The organism is Rhodobacter sp. 4.3.4, assembly GCF_058724655.1.
Map to the genome: position 1 here is coordinate 142,551 of NZ_CM178967.1, position 15,198 is coordinate 157,748.

General features: G+C 66.3%; 15 protein-coding genes and 1 tRNA gene. 5 read left to right on the forward strand and 11 right to left on the reverse strand.

Translation table 11 applies throughout. From position 1 onward, the window contains the following. The first annotated feature begins 103 nt into the window (after positions 1–103). Positions 104–1,246, forward strand: a complete 1,143-nt coding sequence (locus tag AC4PTB_RS00680; protein WP_492191220.1) for a Fic family protein — start codon at positions 104–106, stop codon at positions 1,244–1,246. A 182-nt stretch (positions 1,247–1,428) separates the two neighbouring features. Here AC4PTB_RS00680 and AC4PTB_RS00685 read toward each other — a convergent pair whose 3' ends face one another. Next, positions 1,429–1,731 carry a hypothetical protein gene (locus tag AC4PTB_RS00685; protein ID WP_492191221.1) on the reverse strand — a complete coding sequence of 101 codons (303 nt, stop codon included), beginning with the start codon at positions 1,729–1,731 and terminating at the stop codon, positions 1,429–1,431. Positions 1,732–1,996: 265 nt separating this feature from the next. On the opposite strand from AC4PTB_RS00685, the gene AC4PTB_RS00690 reads away from it, so the two are divergent. Next, a complete protein-coding gene (locus tag AC4PTB_RS00690; RefSeq protein ID WP_492191222.1) occupies positions 1,997–2,212 on the forward strand; it encodes a hypothetical protein in 216 nt (71 codons plus the stop codon). Here the strand turns inward: AC4PTB_RS00690 and AC4PTB_RS00695 are convergent. The 6 genes from AC4PTB_RS00695 to AC4PTB_RS00720 form a co-directional block, all read right to left on the reverse strand. Next, positions 2,191–3,537 (reverse strand): IS5 family transposase, encoded by a 1,347-nt coding sequence (locus AC4PTB_RS00695; protein ID WP_492190662.1) that lies wholly within the window; start codon positions 3,535–3,537, stop codon positions 2,191–2,193. The genes AC4PTB_RS00690 and AC4PTB_RS00695 overlap by 22 nt on opposite strands. Positions 3,538–3,626: 89 nt before the next feature. After that, complete coding sequence (locus AC4PTB_RS00700) at positions 3,627–4,352, reverse strand: relaxase family protein (RefSeq protein ID WP_492191223.1); 726 nt, start codon at positions 4,350–4,352, stop codon at positions 3,627–3,629. Further along, positions 4,346–4,663, reverse strand: coding sequence for a plasmid mobilization protein (locus AC4PTB_RS00705; RefSeq protein ID WP_492191224.1), 318 nt, complete (start codon positions 4,661–4,663; stop codon positions 4,346–4,348). Before AC4PTB_RS00705 ends, AC4PTB_RS00700 begins: the two co-directional genes overlap by 7 nt. Before the next feature lie 133 nt (positions 4,664–4,796). Beyond that, complete coding sequence (locus tag AC4PTB_RS00710; RefSeq protein WP_492191225.1) at positions 4,797–4,943, reverse strand: hypothetical protein; 147 nt, start codon at positions 4,941–4,943, stop codon at positions 4,797–4,799. Beyond that, positions 4,940–5,728, reverse strand: a complete 789-nt coding sequence (locus AC4PTB_RS00715) for a hypothetical protein (protein ID WP_492191226.1) — start codon at positions 5,726–5,728, stop codon at positions 4,940–4,942. Before AC4PTB_RS00715 ends, AC4PTB_RS00710 begins: the two co-directional genes overlap by 4 nt. Before the next feature lie 224 nt (positions 5,729–5,952). Further along, positions 5,953–6,029 (reverse strand) — tRNA-Arg (locus tag AC4PTB_RS00720). Positions 6,030–6,239: 210 nt separating this feature from the next. Between AC4PTB_RS00720 and AC4PTB_RS00725 the strand changes: the two genes are divergently transcribed. Then, on the forward strand, positions 6,240–8,225 hold the full coding sequence (locus AC4PTB_RS00725; protein ID WP_492191227.1) for a YgiQ family radical SAM protein: 1,986 nt from the start codon (positions 6,240–6,242) through the stop codon (positions 8,223–8,225). A 7-nt stretch (positions 8,226–8,232) separates the two neighbouring features. On the opposite strand, the gene AC4PTB_RS00730 is transcribed toward AC4PTB_RS00725, so the two are convergent. After that, positions 8,233–9,561 (reverse strand): RsmB/NOP family class I SAM-dependent RNA methyltransferase, encoded by a 1,329-nt coding sequence (locus AC4PTB_RS00730; RefSeq protein ID WP_492191228.1) that lies wholly within the window; start codon positions 9,559–9,561, stop codon positions 8,233–8,235. A gap of 215 nt (positions 9,562–9,776) precedes the next feature. Between AC4PTB_RS00730 and AC4PTB_RS00735 the strand changes: the two genes are divergently transcribed. Continuing rightward, complete coding sequence (locus tag AC4PTB_RS00735) at positions 9,777–10,706, forward strand: DUF6635 family protein (protein ID WP_492191229.1); 930 nt, start codon at positions 9,777–9,779, stop codon at positions 10,704–10,706. Between the two features lie 67 nt (positions 10,707–10,773). Here the strand turns inward: AC4PTB_RS00735 and AC4PTB_RS00740 are convergent, their stop codons facing one another. The 3 genes from AC4PTB_RS00740 to AC4PTB_RS00750 form a co-directional block, all read right to left on the reverse strand. Further along, positions 10,774–11,268: a DUF2076 domain-containing protein gene (locus tag AC4PTB_RS00740; protein WP_492191230.1), complete on the reverse strand. Its 495-nt coding sequence runs from the start codon at positions 11,266–11,268 to the stop codon at positions 10,774–10,776. A 144-nt stretch (positions 11,269–11,412) separates the two neighbouring features. Beyond that, the gene (locus tag AC4PTB_RS00745; protein WP_492191231.1) at positions 11,413–12,723 is read right to left on the reverse strand and encodes an ABC transporter permease; all 1,311 of its coding nucleotides are present in this window, start codon (positions 12,721–12,723) and stop codon (positions 11,413–11,415) included. After that, positions 12,716–13,405 (reverse strand): ABC transporter ATP-binding protein, encoded by a 690-nt coding sequence (locus tag AC4PTB_RS00750; RefSeq protein WP_492191232.1) that lies wholly within the window; start codon positions 13,403–13,405, stop codon positions 12,716–12,718. The genes AC4PTB_RS00745 and AC4PTB_RS00750 overlap by 8 nt, the downstream gene beginning before the upstream one ends. A gap of 274 nt (positions 13,406–13,679) precedes the next feature. Here AC4PTB_RS00750 and AC4PTB_RS00755 point away from each other — a divergent pair, with 274 nt between their 5' ends. Continuing rightward, entirely contained in the window at positions 13,680–15,173 is a 1,494-nt protein-coding gene (locus tag AC4PTB_RS00755) for an alkaline phosphatase (protein WP_492191233.1), read from the forward strand. Positions 15,174–15,198: the final 25 nt, after the last annotated feature.

A 15,198-nucleotide genomic window follows, 5' to 3' on the forward strand; every position in this document is an offset into this window, starting at 1 on the left:
TCACTTGTCAAGAACGGACGGCAACTTGACATTACGTCTTGCGATTCGTGCGGAACCTGACATAACGATTTGGGTAATTCAAAAAATGGGCAGTTGTTGACATATGAACCTGCAAGACTTTCAGGCTGGCGCCTACGAAGACCGGTATGAATACCGCGCATTCCGCCCCGAGCCGATCTGCCACGAATGGGTGATCGCTGACCCCGAGTTGAGCGACCTCCTCGGCCGCGCCGATCGCGCCTTGGGCGAACTCAACGCCTTTGGCCAGCTGGTGCCCGACATCGACTTTTTCATTCGCATGTATGTGGCCAAGGAAGCGACGCAATCAAGCCGGATCGAGGGCACGCAGACCAATATCGAAGACGCTTTCAAGGACGCCGCCGACCTGACCCCCGAAGAGCGCGACGACTGGAGCGAGGTGCAGAACTACATCCGCGCGATCAACACTGCAATCGAGAGCCTGAAAACCTTGCCCCTGTCATCGCGGCTGCTGCGCCAGACCCACGCGACCTTGCTGGATGGGGTGCGCGGCGAGCACAAGCAACCGGGCGAGTTTCGGACCAGTCAGAACTGGATCGGGCCAAGCCTGAGGAACGCGGTTTTCGTACCGCCGCACCATGAGCATGTGCCTGGGCTGATGAGTGATTTGGAGCAGTTCCTGCATGCGCAGGATATTTTCGTGCATCCACTCATTCGCATTGCCATCGCGCATTACCAGTTCGAAACGATCCACCCCTTCCTCGATGGCAACGGGCGGTTGGGGCGGCTGATGATTTCGCTCTACCTCGCCTCGGAAGGGCTGATGCGGCAGCCGGCGCTCTACTTGTCGGACTATTTCGAACGCAACAAAACGGCCTATGTCGACGCCATGATGGCGGTGCGCCAAGGCGATCACATGCGTGAATGGCTTGTATTCTTTCTGCATGGGGTAGAAGAGACCGCGTGCGCCTCGGCTGCGGTTTTCCGATCGGTGCTGGAACTCAAGCAGCGCATCGAAAGCACGGTTCTGCCGCGGCTGAGTTCGCGCAAGCAGGACAACGCCCAGGCGCTGATGCGCCACCTTTACGCCCGCCCGGTGGTGGATGTGAAGTGGGTTGCCCAAACCATCGGCACCGCCACAAATACCGCCGCAACCTTGATTGCAGATTTGGTTTCGTTTGGCGTGCTGACCGAAATCACCGGCCAGCGCCGAAATCGGCTGTTCGTGTTTCAGGATTACATTGAGCTATTCAGGCAAAGCAGATGACCAAGCATATGCCTTCGGTATCCGTCACTTATGCCGCCAACGGCTCCTCGACCAAGCCAAACGAGCTGGGTATGCGACCAATGAAAGAGCGCGCGTGGCGAGCAATATCTACTTATCAGGATCTGATTGCCCCGCACGGCGTCGAGCCTTAGCCTACAGTTCCCGGCCCCAATCCTTCCCATTCAGCGCCGCTTCAGCCGTTCTTCGGCGGCTTTCGCTTTTGCCAAGCTCTCGCTCAAGGCCGTCTCCAGCCTGTCGCAACGCCCGGCCTCGCTCAGCAAGCTTTGCAACGCCGTCATGGACGCGCGCTGCGAGTCGATTAGCAGCGCCACGCAATCGGCCAAGCCATCCAGCCTCAGCCCGATCCGATTGCTCGAACGCCCCTCCAAGTCGCGCAAGGTCTTCGCCGAAGCCTCGGAGGCCCTCACCAACCGCTCGACGTATCCAAGCAATTCGCGCTCCAGCGCGCTCAACGGGCTCTGCATGCATTTCCCCTTTCTCTGAAATCATCTCGCTGAAATCTGATCCCTGATCGCGCCAATCCGGTGTCCCGTCACGCATCGCCGAAGTCTGATCGCATATCGCTGCCCCGACGTCAGACCCCCTCTCGACCCGGTCGCGCTCCTCGGTCCAAGCGGCGCGATCCGGCCGCGCCTCGGGTTGCGGCGCCGTAGTGGCCTCGGCGGAAAGATCGTGATCAGCCGCCGGACAGGGGTAACGCCCGCGATTGTAAACCGCCCGCTTCGCGCAATGCGCGTCGAACCGCTCCTGCAAGGCGTCGAGCAACACCGCATCCAGGCGGCGCGGCGGCGGATTCTCGTCGCGGCTTTGCTGCGCCCCTTTCTCGGCCACCCAGTCGCTGCGGAAGACCTCGCCCTTCAGCCGCCACCGCTCGCCGCTGTCGGGATCCTGAACCGTCAGATAGTTCGCCCTGAACAACCCGATCACGCGACCAAGGTGATCTGATCGCGGCCCTCGTCGCCCCTCATCGCCGCGATGACCAGCGCGATCAGGTGCGCCAAAACCGTCCGCAGCCAAGCCAGGATCTTGCGGATATTGTGCCCACAACCGCACAGCACCGCGAAGAGCGCATCACCGATCGTGCCTTTCAGCGGGCTTCGGGCAAGTCGACCATCGGTCTTCATGTGGCCGATTTCGGGCTCGATCGCCGCGCGTCGCCTCAGATCAGCGGCCAGAGCCGGGGTCAATCCGCGTCGGGTGCCGCTGATCAGAACCTGGGTCTTGTCGACGCCGTGGCCGCGATAGCCGCGGTCGACGACCACCAGTTCGGGCAGGCGCTCGGTCAGGATTTCCACCTGTTCGAGCGCAGCCCCCAGCGTGTGGCCGTCGTAGGGATTGCCCGCGAAACTGCGCATGCCGACGACAATACCCTCGTCGAGCGTCGTGGCGATGCTGACCTTGCAGCCAAATTCATACCGCACCCGCGCCTTGCCCTTGGAGATGCAATCGACCTCGGGCTCATGCAGGGCATAGATCTTGTCGCGCCCCTTCGGCTCCTGGCTCAGCAGTTTCGAGACCAGAACAAGCCGGTCCAGGATGCGTTCGCGCAACTCCCCTTCGGGGATGTCATCAAGCTGCCGGCGCAGGTCCCGAAGCACCCGGCCAGTATAACCCTTCAACGTTCTCAATGCCTTGCGCATGCGCTTGAACTGCTTGGCATGGGCATAACGCCCCACCCGCACCGCCAGCCGCGGGGCAAGGCGGGCATAGCTCTGGCGCAGCGACACCCCGGCCTCGGCGGCCAGAGCCACCAGCTGCGCCCGCGCCCGCTCGTAAAGCCGGGCGTCGGTCGGGTGGGCGATGGTCTTCTCCATCACGGTGGTATCGACAGCCACTCGCTTCAAGCTGCCCGGCTCGAGCGCCCCGGCCTTCTGCCCGGCCAGGATCGTCTGCGTCAGCATCCATTCGACACCTTCTTCGCCAATCCGCTGCCGCCAACGGGTCAGCGACGAGGGATCGATCGGCGGGCGATGCTGAAAGAAGGTCTCGCCGGTGAAGTGTTGGTAGTAAGGGTTCTCGACCCAACGCGCGACCACGGCCTCGTCCGACAGCCGAAACGCGTGCTGCAGATAGAGCAGCCCGGCGACCATCCGGGGTGGCGTGGCGGGGCGGCCGGTGCCCGAGGGGAAGAACCCGGACCATTGCTCCTCGAACACCTCCCAGTCGATCAGCGCGGCGAGTTTCACCAGCTCGTGGCGCGGGTCGATCATGTCGATCAGACGCGGGCGCAGCAGGTCGTCTTGTTCCGGCGGGCGGGAGCGATGCTTCATGCGGCGAACCGAAATTGCAGGGTTTCGAGCGGAATCATACGAAACCCTGCAGGGGATGGCGAGGAAAACCGCCTGTTCTGAGCGCGAAATCAAGGGATTCGCGATTGTTCAGGGTGAACCAGATAGTCCTTGCCCGCGCGCGGAACGGCGAACCCCGTGCCGGTCAGCGCCGCCAGCATGCTTGCCCGGTCTGTGACCTGACCGATCTCGATCGCGGCCAGAAGCCATTTCCGCAGGTCGTCGCGATTACGGGCGCGTGCGGCGGTTTCGACCACGGGCTGAACCTGCGTCGCCCGCGCCGGGTCCATCGGATCGGCCCAATCATGCGCCTTGTTCATCAGGTCGCGCAAGCTGTCGAAGGCGGTCTGATAGCCGGGCGGCGCGATGTTGAGGCTGTTGCCCGAGGTCAACTCGAAGCGCGGGGTGCAGAAATGCAGCTCGACGCGCCCCTCGTGGCTGTGACGCACCCAGAGAATGTCGCTCTGCCCGGGCTCCAGCCCGGCGAAGGCGAGGGCCTCGAACCGATCCATCACCTCGGCTTGCTGTGCCCCGCTCGGCGCGTCCTCGGCGGCGAAACTGATCACGCCGGCGCGGTAGGTCCAGGCGTGACGGCTGGCGTCGATCAGCGCCTCGGTGCGCTCCGGATCGCCGCGCAACACCTCGGGCAGCGGGTCGCGGGTGAGGCGGCAAGGCCTCCCCTCGGCATCGCGGATCAGGTCGCGGTTGGCGTTGTAGGCCAGCACCTCGGGCGCCACCAGATAGCGCACCGGCGCTGCCCCACCGCCCTTGCCGTTCGGGAAGACCTTGATCAGCATGCGCGGCCCAGATCGAGGATTTGCGCCAATTGCCGCTCGATCGAGAGCAGGCGGCGGGCGACTTCGAGCGCGTCGATCTGCGCGACATGGCCCGATGCGGCGGCGCGATTCAGCCAGCGGGCGATCTGGTTGAGGTTGGAGCCGGTCCGGCCAAGCGCCAGCACCAGCGCCGGATCGACGCGCGGAACGGGCTTGCGGCGGCGCGCCTCGACATGGCCGAGCGCCTCGCGCAGGAGCACGGTGGCCGTGACGCCCGCGGCTTCGGCCTTGGCGCGCAGTTCGGCCTTCTCGGCCGCCGTGCAACGGAACACGAAGGTTTCCGTCAGCGCAGACCTTTCGCGGGCCACGTCCGCGTCGGTGGGGTTCGAAGGGGAGGCCCGCCTCCCCTCGCAAGGCTCCGGGTCAGAAGCGCCAGCGTATGACACGGGTCGCCTTGCTCCCAGCTCATCCCGCATGACGGTGGTTCTTCTTGGTCGGCTCGAAATCCGCGAAGGAAATCGATGCGCTCTGCACATGGCTCAACGCCCAACGCGTTTCGCTTTTCTCTGATGACTTGCCGGGTGCACTCAGCGTGGTTTCAAGGTCGGTCATCTTGCCAGCCCCGCCGCTTGGAGTTGCGCCGTCGATACGAGGTTTGCCGCAACGAGAGCCGCGACCTGATTGGGCGTGATGTGCTTGCACATTGGGCTAAGCTCGCGGATCCAGACGGCCAGGCGAGCATGGAGATCGGCCTTCGATGCCTCTGCCGCTTCCCGCTCAGCCTCGAGGGACTCGAGGTAGATCTGCCACCTGTTCGATCTGAACCAATTGTCCGAGAAACAGACCTTGGAGCGCGTGTAACCTGCACTCTCGGTGGCGTAGGCCTGAACAGCTTTCAGCAAGTCGTCTGGGTCCGCACCTTCGCTGACCACCTCGGCGATCCGGGCCAGACACGCATCCTTTCCGCGTCGACGATCTTTCGGATAGGCCGCCCAGATATTTTCAAACCTTTCATCCACCACCGCCTTCGCGCGCTCGCGCGGTGGTGGTTTCTGGATGGTTTGAGAGGGGTTTGGGGTCCACCGTGGCCCCCCTACTCCGTCCACACTGGACCCCGTACCGGGTTCAGGCTGGACGGGGTCCGCAGTGACCCCCGTCCCATCATCGGGCTCCGCCGTCGAGTCGAGCGCCATCACCCGGGCCAGAACGATCCTGTAGATCACCGTGAATCCGTTCTTGCAGGGGCGCCGCCCTGTCTCGACCAGAATACCCTCTTTCAGGAATTCCCCGATCGTGCGTTTGACTGTGCTCTCGCCCAACTCGGTATGTCGCTGGATCGTGCCCTTGGAACACCAGATGCCCGAGCCATCGTCGCTCGCCTTGTCGGCAAGGAACATGATGATCTGCTTTCGGGCCGCAGAACCGAAGCGGCGTTCGGCACATTCATTCGCCACTCGCCAACTCATCGCGGCACCTCGAAGCCGGGCAAACCGGCTTCAACTTGTACAGGTTTTGTACAGAAATCCGGGCTTTGCCGCCCGTTTCCGGTCGCTTCTCGGTGCATGTTTCTGCATTTGGTTTTGCAACCACCTGAGAAAGCGCCATATTTTTCAGGTGTTTTTGGCGACCCCGAGTGGATTCGAACCACCAACCTGCCCCTTAGGAGGGGGCTGCTCTATCCAGTTGAGCCACGGGGTCACAGCGGCTTTTTGCGGGCATCCGGGCAAAAACGCAAGCCGTCTTCGCAGCCCCCCCGGCATCGCCATGCTTGCGGGTCCGCCTGGCCAAGCCGCGTTGAAGTTTCGGCCCCGGCGCCCTATATTCCCGACGATGACCACCTCCCGAAAATCCCAGACTTCGCAGCCGTGCCCGCGGCTTTCCGGCAGATCCGCCGCCCCTTTCCTGCCGATGAGCCGCGCCGAAATGTCGGCGCTTGGCTGGGAGGCCTGCGACATCGTCCTTGTCACCGGCGACGCCTATGTCGACCATCCCAGCTTCGGCATGGCGATCATCGGCCGGTTGCTGGAATCACAGGGCTTCCGCGTCGGCATCCTGTCGCAGCCCGACTGGCACTCGGCCGAGCCGTTCAAGGCGCTGGGCAAGCCGCGGCTTTTCTTTGGCGTCACCGGCGGCAACATGGATTCGATGGTGAACCGCTACACCTCGGACCGGCGCCTGCGCAGCGATGACGCCTATACCGCGGGCGGCGAGGGCGGCAAGCGCCCCGACCGCTCCACCATCGTCTACACCCAGCGCTGCCGCGAGGCGTTCAAGGATGTGCCGGTGATCCTGGGCGGGATCGAGGCCTCGCTGCGCCGGATCGCGCATTACGATTACTGGTCCGACAAGGTCCGCCGCTCGATCCTGGCCGATGCCAAGGCGGATCTGCTGCTTTACGGCAATGCCGAACGCGCCGTGATCGAGGTGGCGCAACGGCTGGCGGCGGGCGAAAGCCCCCGCGATCTGGCCGATATCCGCGGTGTCGCGCTGTTCCGCCCGGTGCCCGAGGGCTTCACCGAACTGCCCGCCGATGATCTGGAGAGCGCCGACGAGGGCGCCAGCCGCACCGCGGGCAATACGGTGATCCGGCTGCCCTCCTTTGAACAGGTCGAAACCGACCGCGAGGCCTATGCCCGCGCCTCGCGCGTGCTGCACCGCGAGGCCAATCCGGGCAATGCCCGGCCGCTGGTGCAGCGCCACGGCGACCGCGATCTGTGGCTGAACCCGCCGCCGGTCCCGCTGTCTTCGGCGGAAATGGATGCGGTCTATGACCTGCCCTATGCCCGGGCGCCGCATCCTTCCTATGGCGCGGCGAAGATCCCGGCCTGGGACATGATCAAGACCTCGGTCACGGTGATGCGCGGCTGCTTTGGCGGCTGCACCTTCTGTTCGATCACCGAACATGAAGGCCGGGTGATCCAGAGCCGCTCGGAAGCCTCGATCCTGCGCGAAATCGAGGCGATCCGCGACAAGACCCCGGGTTTTGCGGGCGTGATTTCCGACATCGGCGGGCCGACCGCGAACATGTACCGGATGGCCTGCAAGGACCCGAAGGTTCAGGCCGCCTGCCGTCTGCCGTCCTGCGTCTTTCCCGACATCTGCCCGAACCTTGACACCTCGCACGACGATCTGATCCGGCTTTATCGCAAGGTGCGCGAGGTGAAGGGGGTCAAGAAGGTCATGGTGGCCTCGGGTGTGCGCTATGATCTGGCGGTGAAAAGCCCCGACTATATCAAGGAGCTGGTGACCCATCACGTCGGCGGTTACCTCAAGATCGCGCCCGAACATACCGAACGCGGGCCGCTCGAACTGATGATGAAGCCCGGCATCGGCACCTATGACCGGTTCAAGGAGATGTTCGACGCCGCGGCGAAACAGGCGGGCAAGAAATATTTCCTGATCCCATATTTCATCGCCGCCCATCCCGGCACCACCGATGAAGACATGCTGAACCTGGCGCTGTGGCTGAAAAAGAACCGCTATCGCGCCGATCAGGTGCAGACCTTCCTGCCCTCGCCGATGGCGATCTCGACGACGATGTATCACACCGGGGTCAACCCGCTGAAAGGCGTGCGGCGCGGCGCGTCGGAGCCAGTGGGGACGGTGCGCGGGGCACGGCAGCGGCGGCTGCATAAGGCCTTCCTGCGCTATCATGACCCCGACAACTGGCCGCTGCTGCGCGAGGCGCTGAAAGAGATGGGCCGGGCCGATCTGATCGGTACCGGGGCGAACCATCTTGTGCCGGGGCATCAGCCGCCCGGAACCGGCAAAACCGTTGCGGGCAAGACGGTTGCCGGAAAGGCCGCGCCGAAGCGCAGCTCCTCGCGGCCGGGGCCGGGGGCGAAGACCTTCACCACCAAGGGCGTGCCGTTTCCGAAATTCCCGAAGAAATGACCCGGGTTCAGGCCTCGTCTTCGGACGGGGCCTCTGCCACGGCGGCGCGTTGCAGCACGGCGGCAAAGAAGCCGTCGGTGTCGTGCCGCGCGGGCGTCAGCGACAGATAGTCGGGATGGGCCGAGCCGGTCAGCTGCGGCGCCACCTCGGCCAGCGGCACCACCGAAAATTCGGGATGCGCGGCCAGAAAGGCCGCCACCCGATCCTCGTTTTCCTCGGAGAGCAGCGAGCAGGTGGCATAGACCAGCCGCCCGCCCGGCTTCACCAGCCGCGCCGCGCTGGCCAGAATCCGCCCCTGCAGCGCCGCAAGATTGTCCAGCCCCTGCTCCTGCGGCGAGCGCCAGCGCGCATCGGGATTGCGCCGCCAGGTGCCGGTGCCAGAGCAGGGCGCATCGACCAGAACCCGGTCGAAACCGGCCTTGTGCCGTTTCACCCAGCGGTCGGTCTCGCTGCTCAGCAGCCGCGTTTCGGCATTCTGCAGCCCGGCCCGCCGCGCGCGTTCGGCGCAGCGTTTCAGCCGCCCCTCGTTCACGTCGCAGGCGATGATCCGGCCCTTGTTTTGCATCTGCGCCGCGATCGCCAGCGTCTTGCCGCCCGCGCCTGCGCAGAAATCCACCACCCGATCCCCGGGCCTGGCATCGACGAGCAGCGCCACCAGCTGCGAGCCCTCGTCCTGAATCTCGATCTCGCCGGTCTTCAGACCGGGCAGATGCGCCAGCGACAGCCGCGCGCCGACCCGGATGCCAAAGGGCGCCACCGCCGAGACCTCGGCCGGAAGCCCGATGTCACGCAGCGCCCGCAGGGAATGCGCGCGCGTGGTTTTCAGCGTGTTCACCCGCAGATCAAGCGGCGGCGGCGTCAGCATCGCCGCCATCTCGGTTTCGAAATCGGCGCCAAAGCGGCGCCGCAGGGCCGCGGCGGCCCAGTCGGGGCATTCCAGCCGCACATCGTCTGGCATCGCGGGGTGATCGACCGGGCTGCCCTGCAGCTTCACCACCAGCGTCGCTTCCGCCTCGGTCAGGATCGCGGGCGCATATTTCGCGCCGCTGAACAGCCGTTTCAGCTGATCCGGCTTGCGCCGCTCGACCAGCGCCAGAAAGGCCAGCAGCCGGTTGCGATGCGTGTCCTTGCGCCCGTGCCGATCGAGCCACCAGCCCAGCCGCGCCTGATGGCGCAGCAGCTCCTGCAGCTGGGCGATGATCTCGCCGCGGTCGGCATCGCCGATCTGGCGACGGGCGCGGAACCAGGCCGAGACGATCGCATCGGCGGGACGCGGAACGGTGTCGATCTCGGACATCAGATCAAGGATGGCTTGCAGCCGGGCAGCAGGGGTCACGGGTAAGACGATCCGGTTGAAAGGGCAGGGGGCTGATCGCGGCACGCTGTGGCGGCCGGATCCCGGCGGCCTTGCGGCCTCGGAGGTTCTTTACGGCGAAGACCGGGTTTTGAAAACCATCATTCGTGAAAGGCCCCGGGCCTTTGCGCCCGGGCGCCTTTCACATCGGGGCCGGGATGCTTACCTGTGTCGGATCGCTTTCCCGGATCTGTCAGATGACCCTTGCCCCCGCCCTGTCGCCCCTGCACCTGCCGCGCTGCCGCGCCCGGGTCGAGACGTTCGTGACCCGGCATCTGACCGGCGCGGGCACGCTGCGGCTGCACAGGGCGGCGCTCGGCCTTGATCTGCTGCGCGCGCCCGCGAATGTCGCCCTGGCGCCGGTGCTGCTGGCCTGTCGCGGCGGCGCCCGGCTGGCGGCGGCACTGAGGCTGCCCGGGGTCTCGGCCTGGCTCTCTGCCCGGCCGGTGCTTTTTCGCACCCGGGTTTCGGCGCAGATCGAGGCGGCGCTTTTGCGCGATCTTTTCGAGGCGCCGCTGCCCGAGACCGACCGCAGCCCAAGCCGGGCCGCGCTGACCGCCGCGCTTTTCGCCGCGCCAGAGCTGCGCGGGCCGCTGGCGCAGCATCCCGACGGCGGCAAGGCGGCGGCGCAGCGGGTGATGGCGGTTTTGACCGACTACACCGGCACAAGGGCCGCGGTGGCGGAACTGACCACCGCGCTGGTGACGATTGCGCTGGGTGCGGTGCTGTTTCAGGCGCTGACGCCGGGGATGTTCTCGATGGCGCCCGGTCTGGCCGGGGCGGTGTCGCGCGAAGCAGCCGTGGCCGGGTTTCCGCTGGGCGAGACCCTGGGCGGGCTTTGGTACGGGCTGTTTCCGACCGCGCCCGGGCCGTGGTTGACCGGCTTGACGCTGGCCGGGCTGATTTCGGTCAGCGGTGTCGTCACCGCCTTTGCGGGCTGTCTGGCCGATCCGGTGCAGGCGCGGCTGGGCCTGCATCGCCGCCGCCTGCTGCGCCTGATCGACACCGTCGAGGCCGAGCTCTCCGGCGCGCAGGACCGCCCCTTTGCGACGCGCGAACATTACCTTGTGCGGGTCTTCGATCTTTGGGATGCGGCGCTGTCGCTGTTGCGCGCGTTCAGGACCTGAGACCGGTCCCTCCCGACAGCAAAACGCCGACGGAGATCCGTCGGCGCTGTTTCCTTGGCGTTTCGGCTTACCATTCGCCGCTGTCGTCGAAGCCCGGATCTTCCATTTCGGGCTCCGCTTCGGGCTCGCCCGCCTGTGCTTCGCCCGCGAACATCCCGGCGACGGCATTGGCCAGCAGCATGCCGCCGGCCACCCCCATCGCCGTCTGCGCCGCCCCTGCCAGGAACCCGCCCGGCGCGCCCTGCGGCATCGGCTGGCCCATCGGCGCCGGCCGCCGCGGCGCCCCGCCGCCAAACAGCCCCGAGAAGAACCCGCCGCCCTGCGGCGCCTTCCGGGCCTCGGCCAGATCGGCTTCCAGCGCGGCGATCCGCGCCTCGGCCGCGTTCAGCGCATGTTCCTGCACCACCACGGTCTGCGCCATGTAATAGGGCGCACCGGGCTGGCGGGAGATCGCCTCGCCGATGAAACGCTCCGCCTCGGGATCGCGGACGGGCATCTGCCGTTCGACCTGCGTGAGCTTTTCGAAAAGGCCCGCGATGGCCTGACGGTCGTTCGTGTCCATTCTCGTCTCCTGTGTCGATCTGGTCGGCCCGCTCCGGGGCATTGCCCGCAGCGGATCGGCCCCGAAATGGGGACGCCCCGTCCTCGTTGCGAGGGCCGGTGCGATCACGAAAATGTTTCCCGGCGCTGGGTGCCGTGGCCGGGATCAGCCGCGCAGATCGGCAAGGACCGGGCGGGTCAGGGTGAACACGGCCGGGATCAGCGCCATCAGCGCCGCGACGCTGAGGAAAGCGGCCGCCAGATGCAGTTCCGGCCAGCCAAGGCTGGAGCGGACGAGAATGTCGGTGCGCGCGGTGATCGCGGCAGAGATCGCCGCCGTCGCCGCGAGGCCCAGCCCCAGCCCCAGCGCCGTGCCCAGCCCGATCAGCGTCATCGCATAAGACCAGATCAGCGCCAGGAGGAACCGCGGCGGCGCCCCCAGACCGCGCAGCAGCGCCAGCCTGCGCGCCAGAAGCCGCGCCAGCAGCATCAGCCCGGCCAGCACCCCCGCCGTCACCAGCGCCTGCGTCAGCAGCGCCAGAACCGATATCCCCTGCCGGATATCGCCCATCAGCGCATGCAACCGGGCAAGGATCGTGCCCGGGAAAAAGGCCATCGTGCGCTCGGTGTTGAATTCGGCCTGCAGCGCATAGGTGGCGGCCAGGCTTTTCGCCCGCACCAGCGCCGCGGGCGTGCCCGGAAAGGCCTGCGGGTCGAACTTCTGGCCAAGCGTGCCATCCCATTCCGGCGCATGGCCCGAGCCCATGCCATGCAGCGACCAGACCGATTCGACCGGGACCAGCAGCGCACGGTCCCAGGGCGTGCCGGTCAGGGCCATCCGCCCGACGACGCGATAGTGGTAGCCCTCATGCGCCTCTGCCTCGGCGTCATGGCCAAGGCCATGTTCCGGGGTGAATTCCGCGCCCAGCGGCAGCGGCACCCGGGCGCCCACCACCGCTTCGGTCGCGGTGTTGAAGATCGCGCCCTCGGCCAGATCCCCAGCCAGATGCGCGACGAATTGTGGCGTCGTGCCGACCGTGGGCAGGCCGTTCCAGCTGTCGCCAAAGCCGATCGGCGCGGCCAGCGCCACCTCGGGGTGATCGGCGATGGCGGCAAAGGTCGGCCCGTCGATCAGCGCCATGTCCGAGGGTTGCAGATAGACCGCCGCCAGCATCGCGGTGAAGTCGCTGCCCGGGGCGGCAATCACCAGATCGAATTTCGCCGCCGCCTGCGCCGTGCCCTGTCGCAGCCCGCGTTCCTGCGCGATCAGCCCGACCCCCAGCGCCACCGACACCGCGATCAGCGCGGCGAAAATCGCGCTGGTCCAGATCTGCCGCAAGATCAGCCCGCGCAACAGCGGCCCCAGCCGATAGCCGTGCAGCACCGCGACGCCGATCAGCGCCGCCGGGACGAGCAGCGCCAGAGCCACCAGACTGTCCTGCACCCCGTTCGGCAGGCTCTGCCACAGATCAGCCATGCTGTTCCCTCGCAATCTCTCCGTCGCGCAGATCGATCACCCGGTCGGCCAGCGCCATCAGCGCCGGATCATGGCTGGCGACGATCAGCGTCCGCCCGGCCTCGCGCGAAAGCGCGATCAGATCGGCCGAGAGCCGGTCGGCATTGGCGCGATCAAGGCTGGCCGTCGGCTCATCGGCCAGCAGCACCGCCGGATCGCCGGCCAGCGCCCGGGCCACGGCGATGCGCTGCCGCTCGCCGCCCGAATAGCTGGCCGAGGCCCGCCGCCCGGCCGTGCCCAGACCCAGCCGCGTCAGGGCCGCTTCCGCCCGGGCCGCAATCTCGCCCCGCGCCGCGGCGGGTGCATAAAGCGCGGTCAGCGCCGCATTGTCGGGCGCCGACAGCTCCTCGAACAACAGCGGCTCCTGAAACACCAGACCGATCCGCGCCCGCCGGAACGCCGCCCGCGGGCCGTCGCGCAGCGCCGCAAGATCGGTGCCGCCCCAGAGGACCCGCCCGGTCCCGGGCCGGATCAGCCCGGCCAAAACATGCAGCAGCGTCGATTTCCCCGCCCCCGAGGGGCCGCGCAGCACCACCGCCGATCCCGCCGCGATCTGCAGCCGCGGGATCTGCAGCAATTGCCGCCCGGCCTCGCCGCACAGCCGCAGCCCCTCGACCTGCAGAGCGAGCCCGCGCTGTGTCACCGCCCCGTCGGGGGGGCAGGCAGGACGGGGCAAAGGGTCTGTTGGCATATCCGCCTCCGCTTCGAATGCGATTTCAGCCTTAAGACGGCGGCAATGTAACAGTTTCATGTGACCCGCGGGCCGGGCCGCCGGATTTCTGTGTCGCAATGATATATCATAACTATTTCAGCGACTTGCCGCGCAGAAAATCCCGGCGCGGCGGCGGCTGTCGCAAATGTGTTGCGCGGCGGACCTAGGGTCCGGGCCGAAACAGCCACCAAAGCAGGGACATCCGATGACTCGTCTTCTTCTTTCCACCGCGCTTTGCCTTGCCAGCTCGGTCGCCGCTCTGGCCGGGGATCTGCCGCAGGCGCAAAGCGACTGGTTCAAGGCCGGGCAGGCCACGATCGCCGAACGCATGGCCGTGGCGCCGATCACCAAGCCCGCGAAGAACGTGATCCTGTTCACCGCCGACGGCAATGGCGTGGGCACGAACTATGCGATCCGGCTGTTCTCGGGCCAGCAGGCCGGGGGGCTGGGCGACGATTACGTGCAGCCGCAGGAGACCTTTCCGCATGTGGCGCTGGTGAAGACCTATTCTTCGAACGGCCAGACCCCGGATTCGGCGCCGACGGCGGCGGCGATGAATTCGGGCATCAAGACGAAGAACGGCATGATCAACGTGCTCGATACGGTCAATGTCGGCGATTGCGCCGCGGGGGCGACGGCGGGCACGAAGACCTTTGCCGAGATCGTGTCGGAGATGGGCAAATCGGTCGGCGTTCTGTCCACCGCGCGGATCACCCATGCCACGCCCGCGGCGGTCTATGCCCGCACCGTGAACCGCGACTGGGAAGATCCCTCGAAGATGCCCGAGGGCTGCACGCAAAAGGACATCGCCGCCCAGCTGATCGACCAGATCAAGGCCGGGGTGATCGACGTGGCGATGGGCGGCGGCCGGGCGCATTTCCTGCCCAAGGACGTGAAGGATGTCGAGGGCAAGGACGGCAAGCGCCCCGATGGCCGCGATCTGGTCGCCGAGGCCAAGGCGCTGGGCGCCGAGGTGGTGTTCGGCGAGGACGACTTCACCGCGCTGGACCTGAGCGGCAAGGCCCCGGTGCTCGGTCTCTTTGAATCGAGCCACATGAAATACGAGACCGACCGCACCGGCGAGCCCTCGCTGGCGGAAATGACCGAAGCCGCGATCAAGGCTCTGTCGACGAACGAGAACGGCTTTTATCTGAACATCGAGGGCGGCCGGGTCGATCATGCCAACCATGACGGCAACCTTTACCGCACGGTCACCGACGGCAAGGCTTTCGCCGATGCGATCGCCGTGGCGATGAAGATGACGAACCCGGAAGAGACGCTGATCATCGTCACTGCCGACCATGAACATGCGATCAGCTTCAATGGCTATTGCGGCCGCGGCTCGAACATCCTGGGCCTGTGCATGGAGGAAAACGAGCAGGGCGTGACCCATACCGGCAAGCCCAATCTGGCCGATGACGGCAAGCCCTATACGGTGGCGGGCTATCTGAATGGTGTCGGCTCGGTGCTGGTGAAACAGGCTGACGGCAGCTTCTCGGGCGCGCGGCCCGAGGTGACCGAGGCGCAGGCGACCGACAAGGATTACATCCAGCAGGCTTTGGTGCCGATGGCGTCCGAAACCCATTCCGGCGAGGATGTGGCGGTCTATGCCCGTGGCCCCTGGGCGCATCTGTTCGGCGGCGTGATCGAGCAGAACGTGATCTTCCACGTGATGAACCACGCCGTGAAGCCCGAGTGATCCGTTGATCAGGCTTGCAGGCCCC

Coding starts and splice junctions, on each gene's coding strand:
- AC4PTB_RS00680 (WP_492191220.1), top strand. CDS start 104: ATGAACCTGCAAGACTTTCAGGCTGGCGCCTACGAAGACCGGTATGAA.
- AC4PTB_RS00685 (WP_492191221.1), bottom strand. CDS start 1,731: ATGCAGAGCCCGTTGAGCGCGCTGGAGCGCGAATTGCTTGGATACGTC.
- AC4PTB_RS00690 (WP_492191222.1), top strand. CDS start 1,997: ATGCGCGTCGAACCGCTCCTGCAAGGCGTCGAGCAACACCGCATCCAG.
- AC4PTB_RS00695 (WP_492190662.1), bottom strand. CDS start 3,537: ATGAAGCATCGCTCCCGCCCGCCGGAACAAGACGACCTGCTGCGCCCG.
- AC4PTB_RS00700 (WP_492191223.1), bottom strand. CDS start 4,352: ATGCTGATCAAGGTCTTCCCGAACGGCAAGGGCGGTGGGGCAGCGCCG.
- AC4PTB_RS00710 (WP_492191225.1), bottom strand. CDS start 4,943: ATGACCGACCTTGAAACCACGCTGAGTGCACCCGGCAAGTCATCAGAG.
- AC4PTB_RS00715 (WP_492191226.1), bottom strand. CDS start 5,728: ATGTTCCTTGCCGACAAGGCGAGCGACGATGGCTCGGGCATCTGGTGT.
- AC4PTB_RS00725 (WP_492191227.1), top strand. CDS start 6,240: ATGAGCCGCGCCGAAATGTCGGCGCTTGGCTGGGAGGCCTGCGACATC.
- AC4PTB_RS00735 (WP_492191229.1), top strand. CDS start 9,777: ATGACCCTTGCCCCCGCCCTGTCGCCCCTGCACCTGCCGCGCTGCCGC.
- AC4PTB_RS00740 (WP_492191230.1), bottom strand. CDS start 11,268: ATGGACACGAACGACCGTCAGGCCATCGCGGGCCTTTTCGAAAAGCTC.
- AC4PTB_RS00745 (WP_492191231.1), bottom strand. CDS start 12,723: ATGGCTGATCTGTGGCAGAGCCTGCCGAACGGGGTGCAGGACAGTCTG.
- AC4PTB_RS00755 (WP_492191233.1), top strand. CDS start 13,680: ATGACTCGTCTTCTTCTTTCCACCGCGCTTTGCCTTGCCAGCTCGGTC.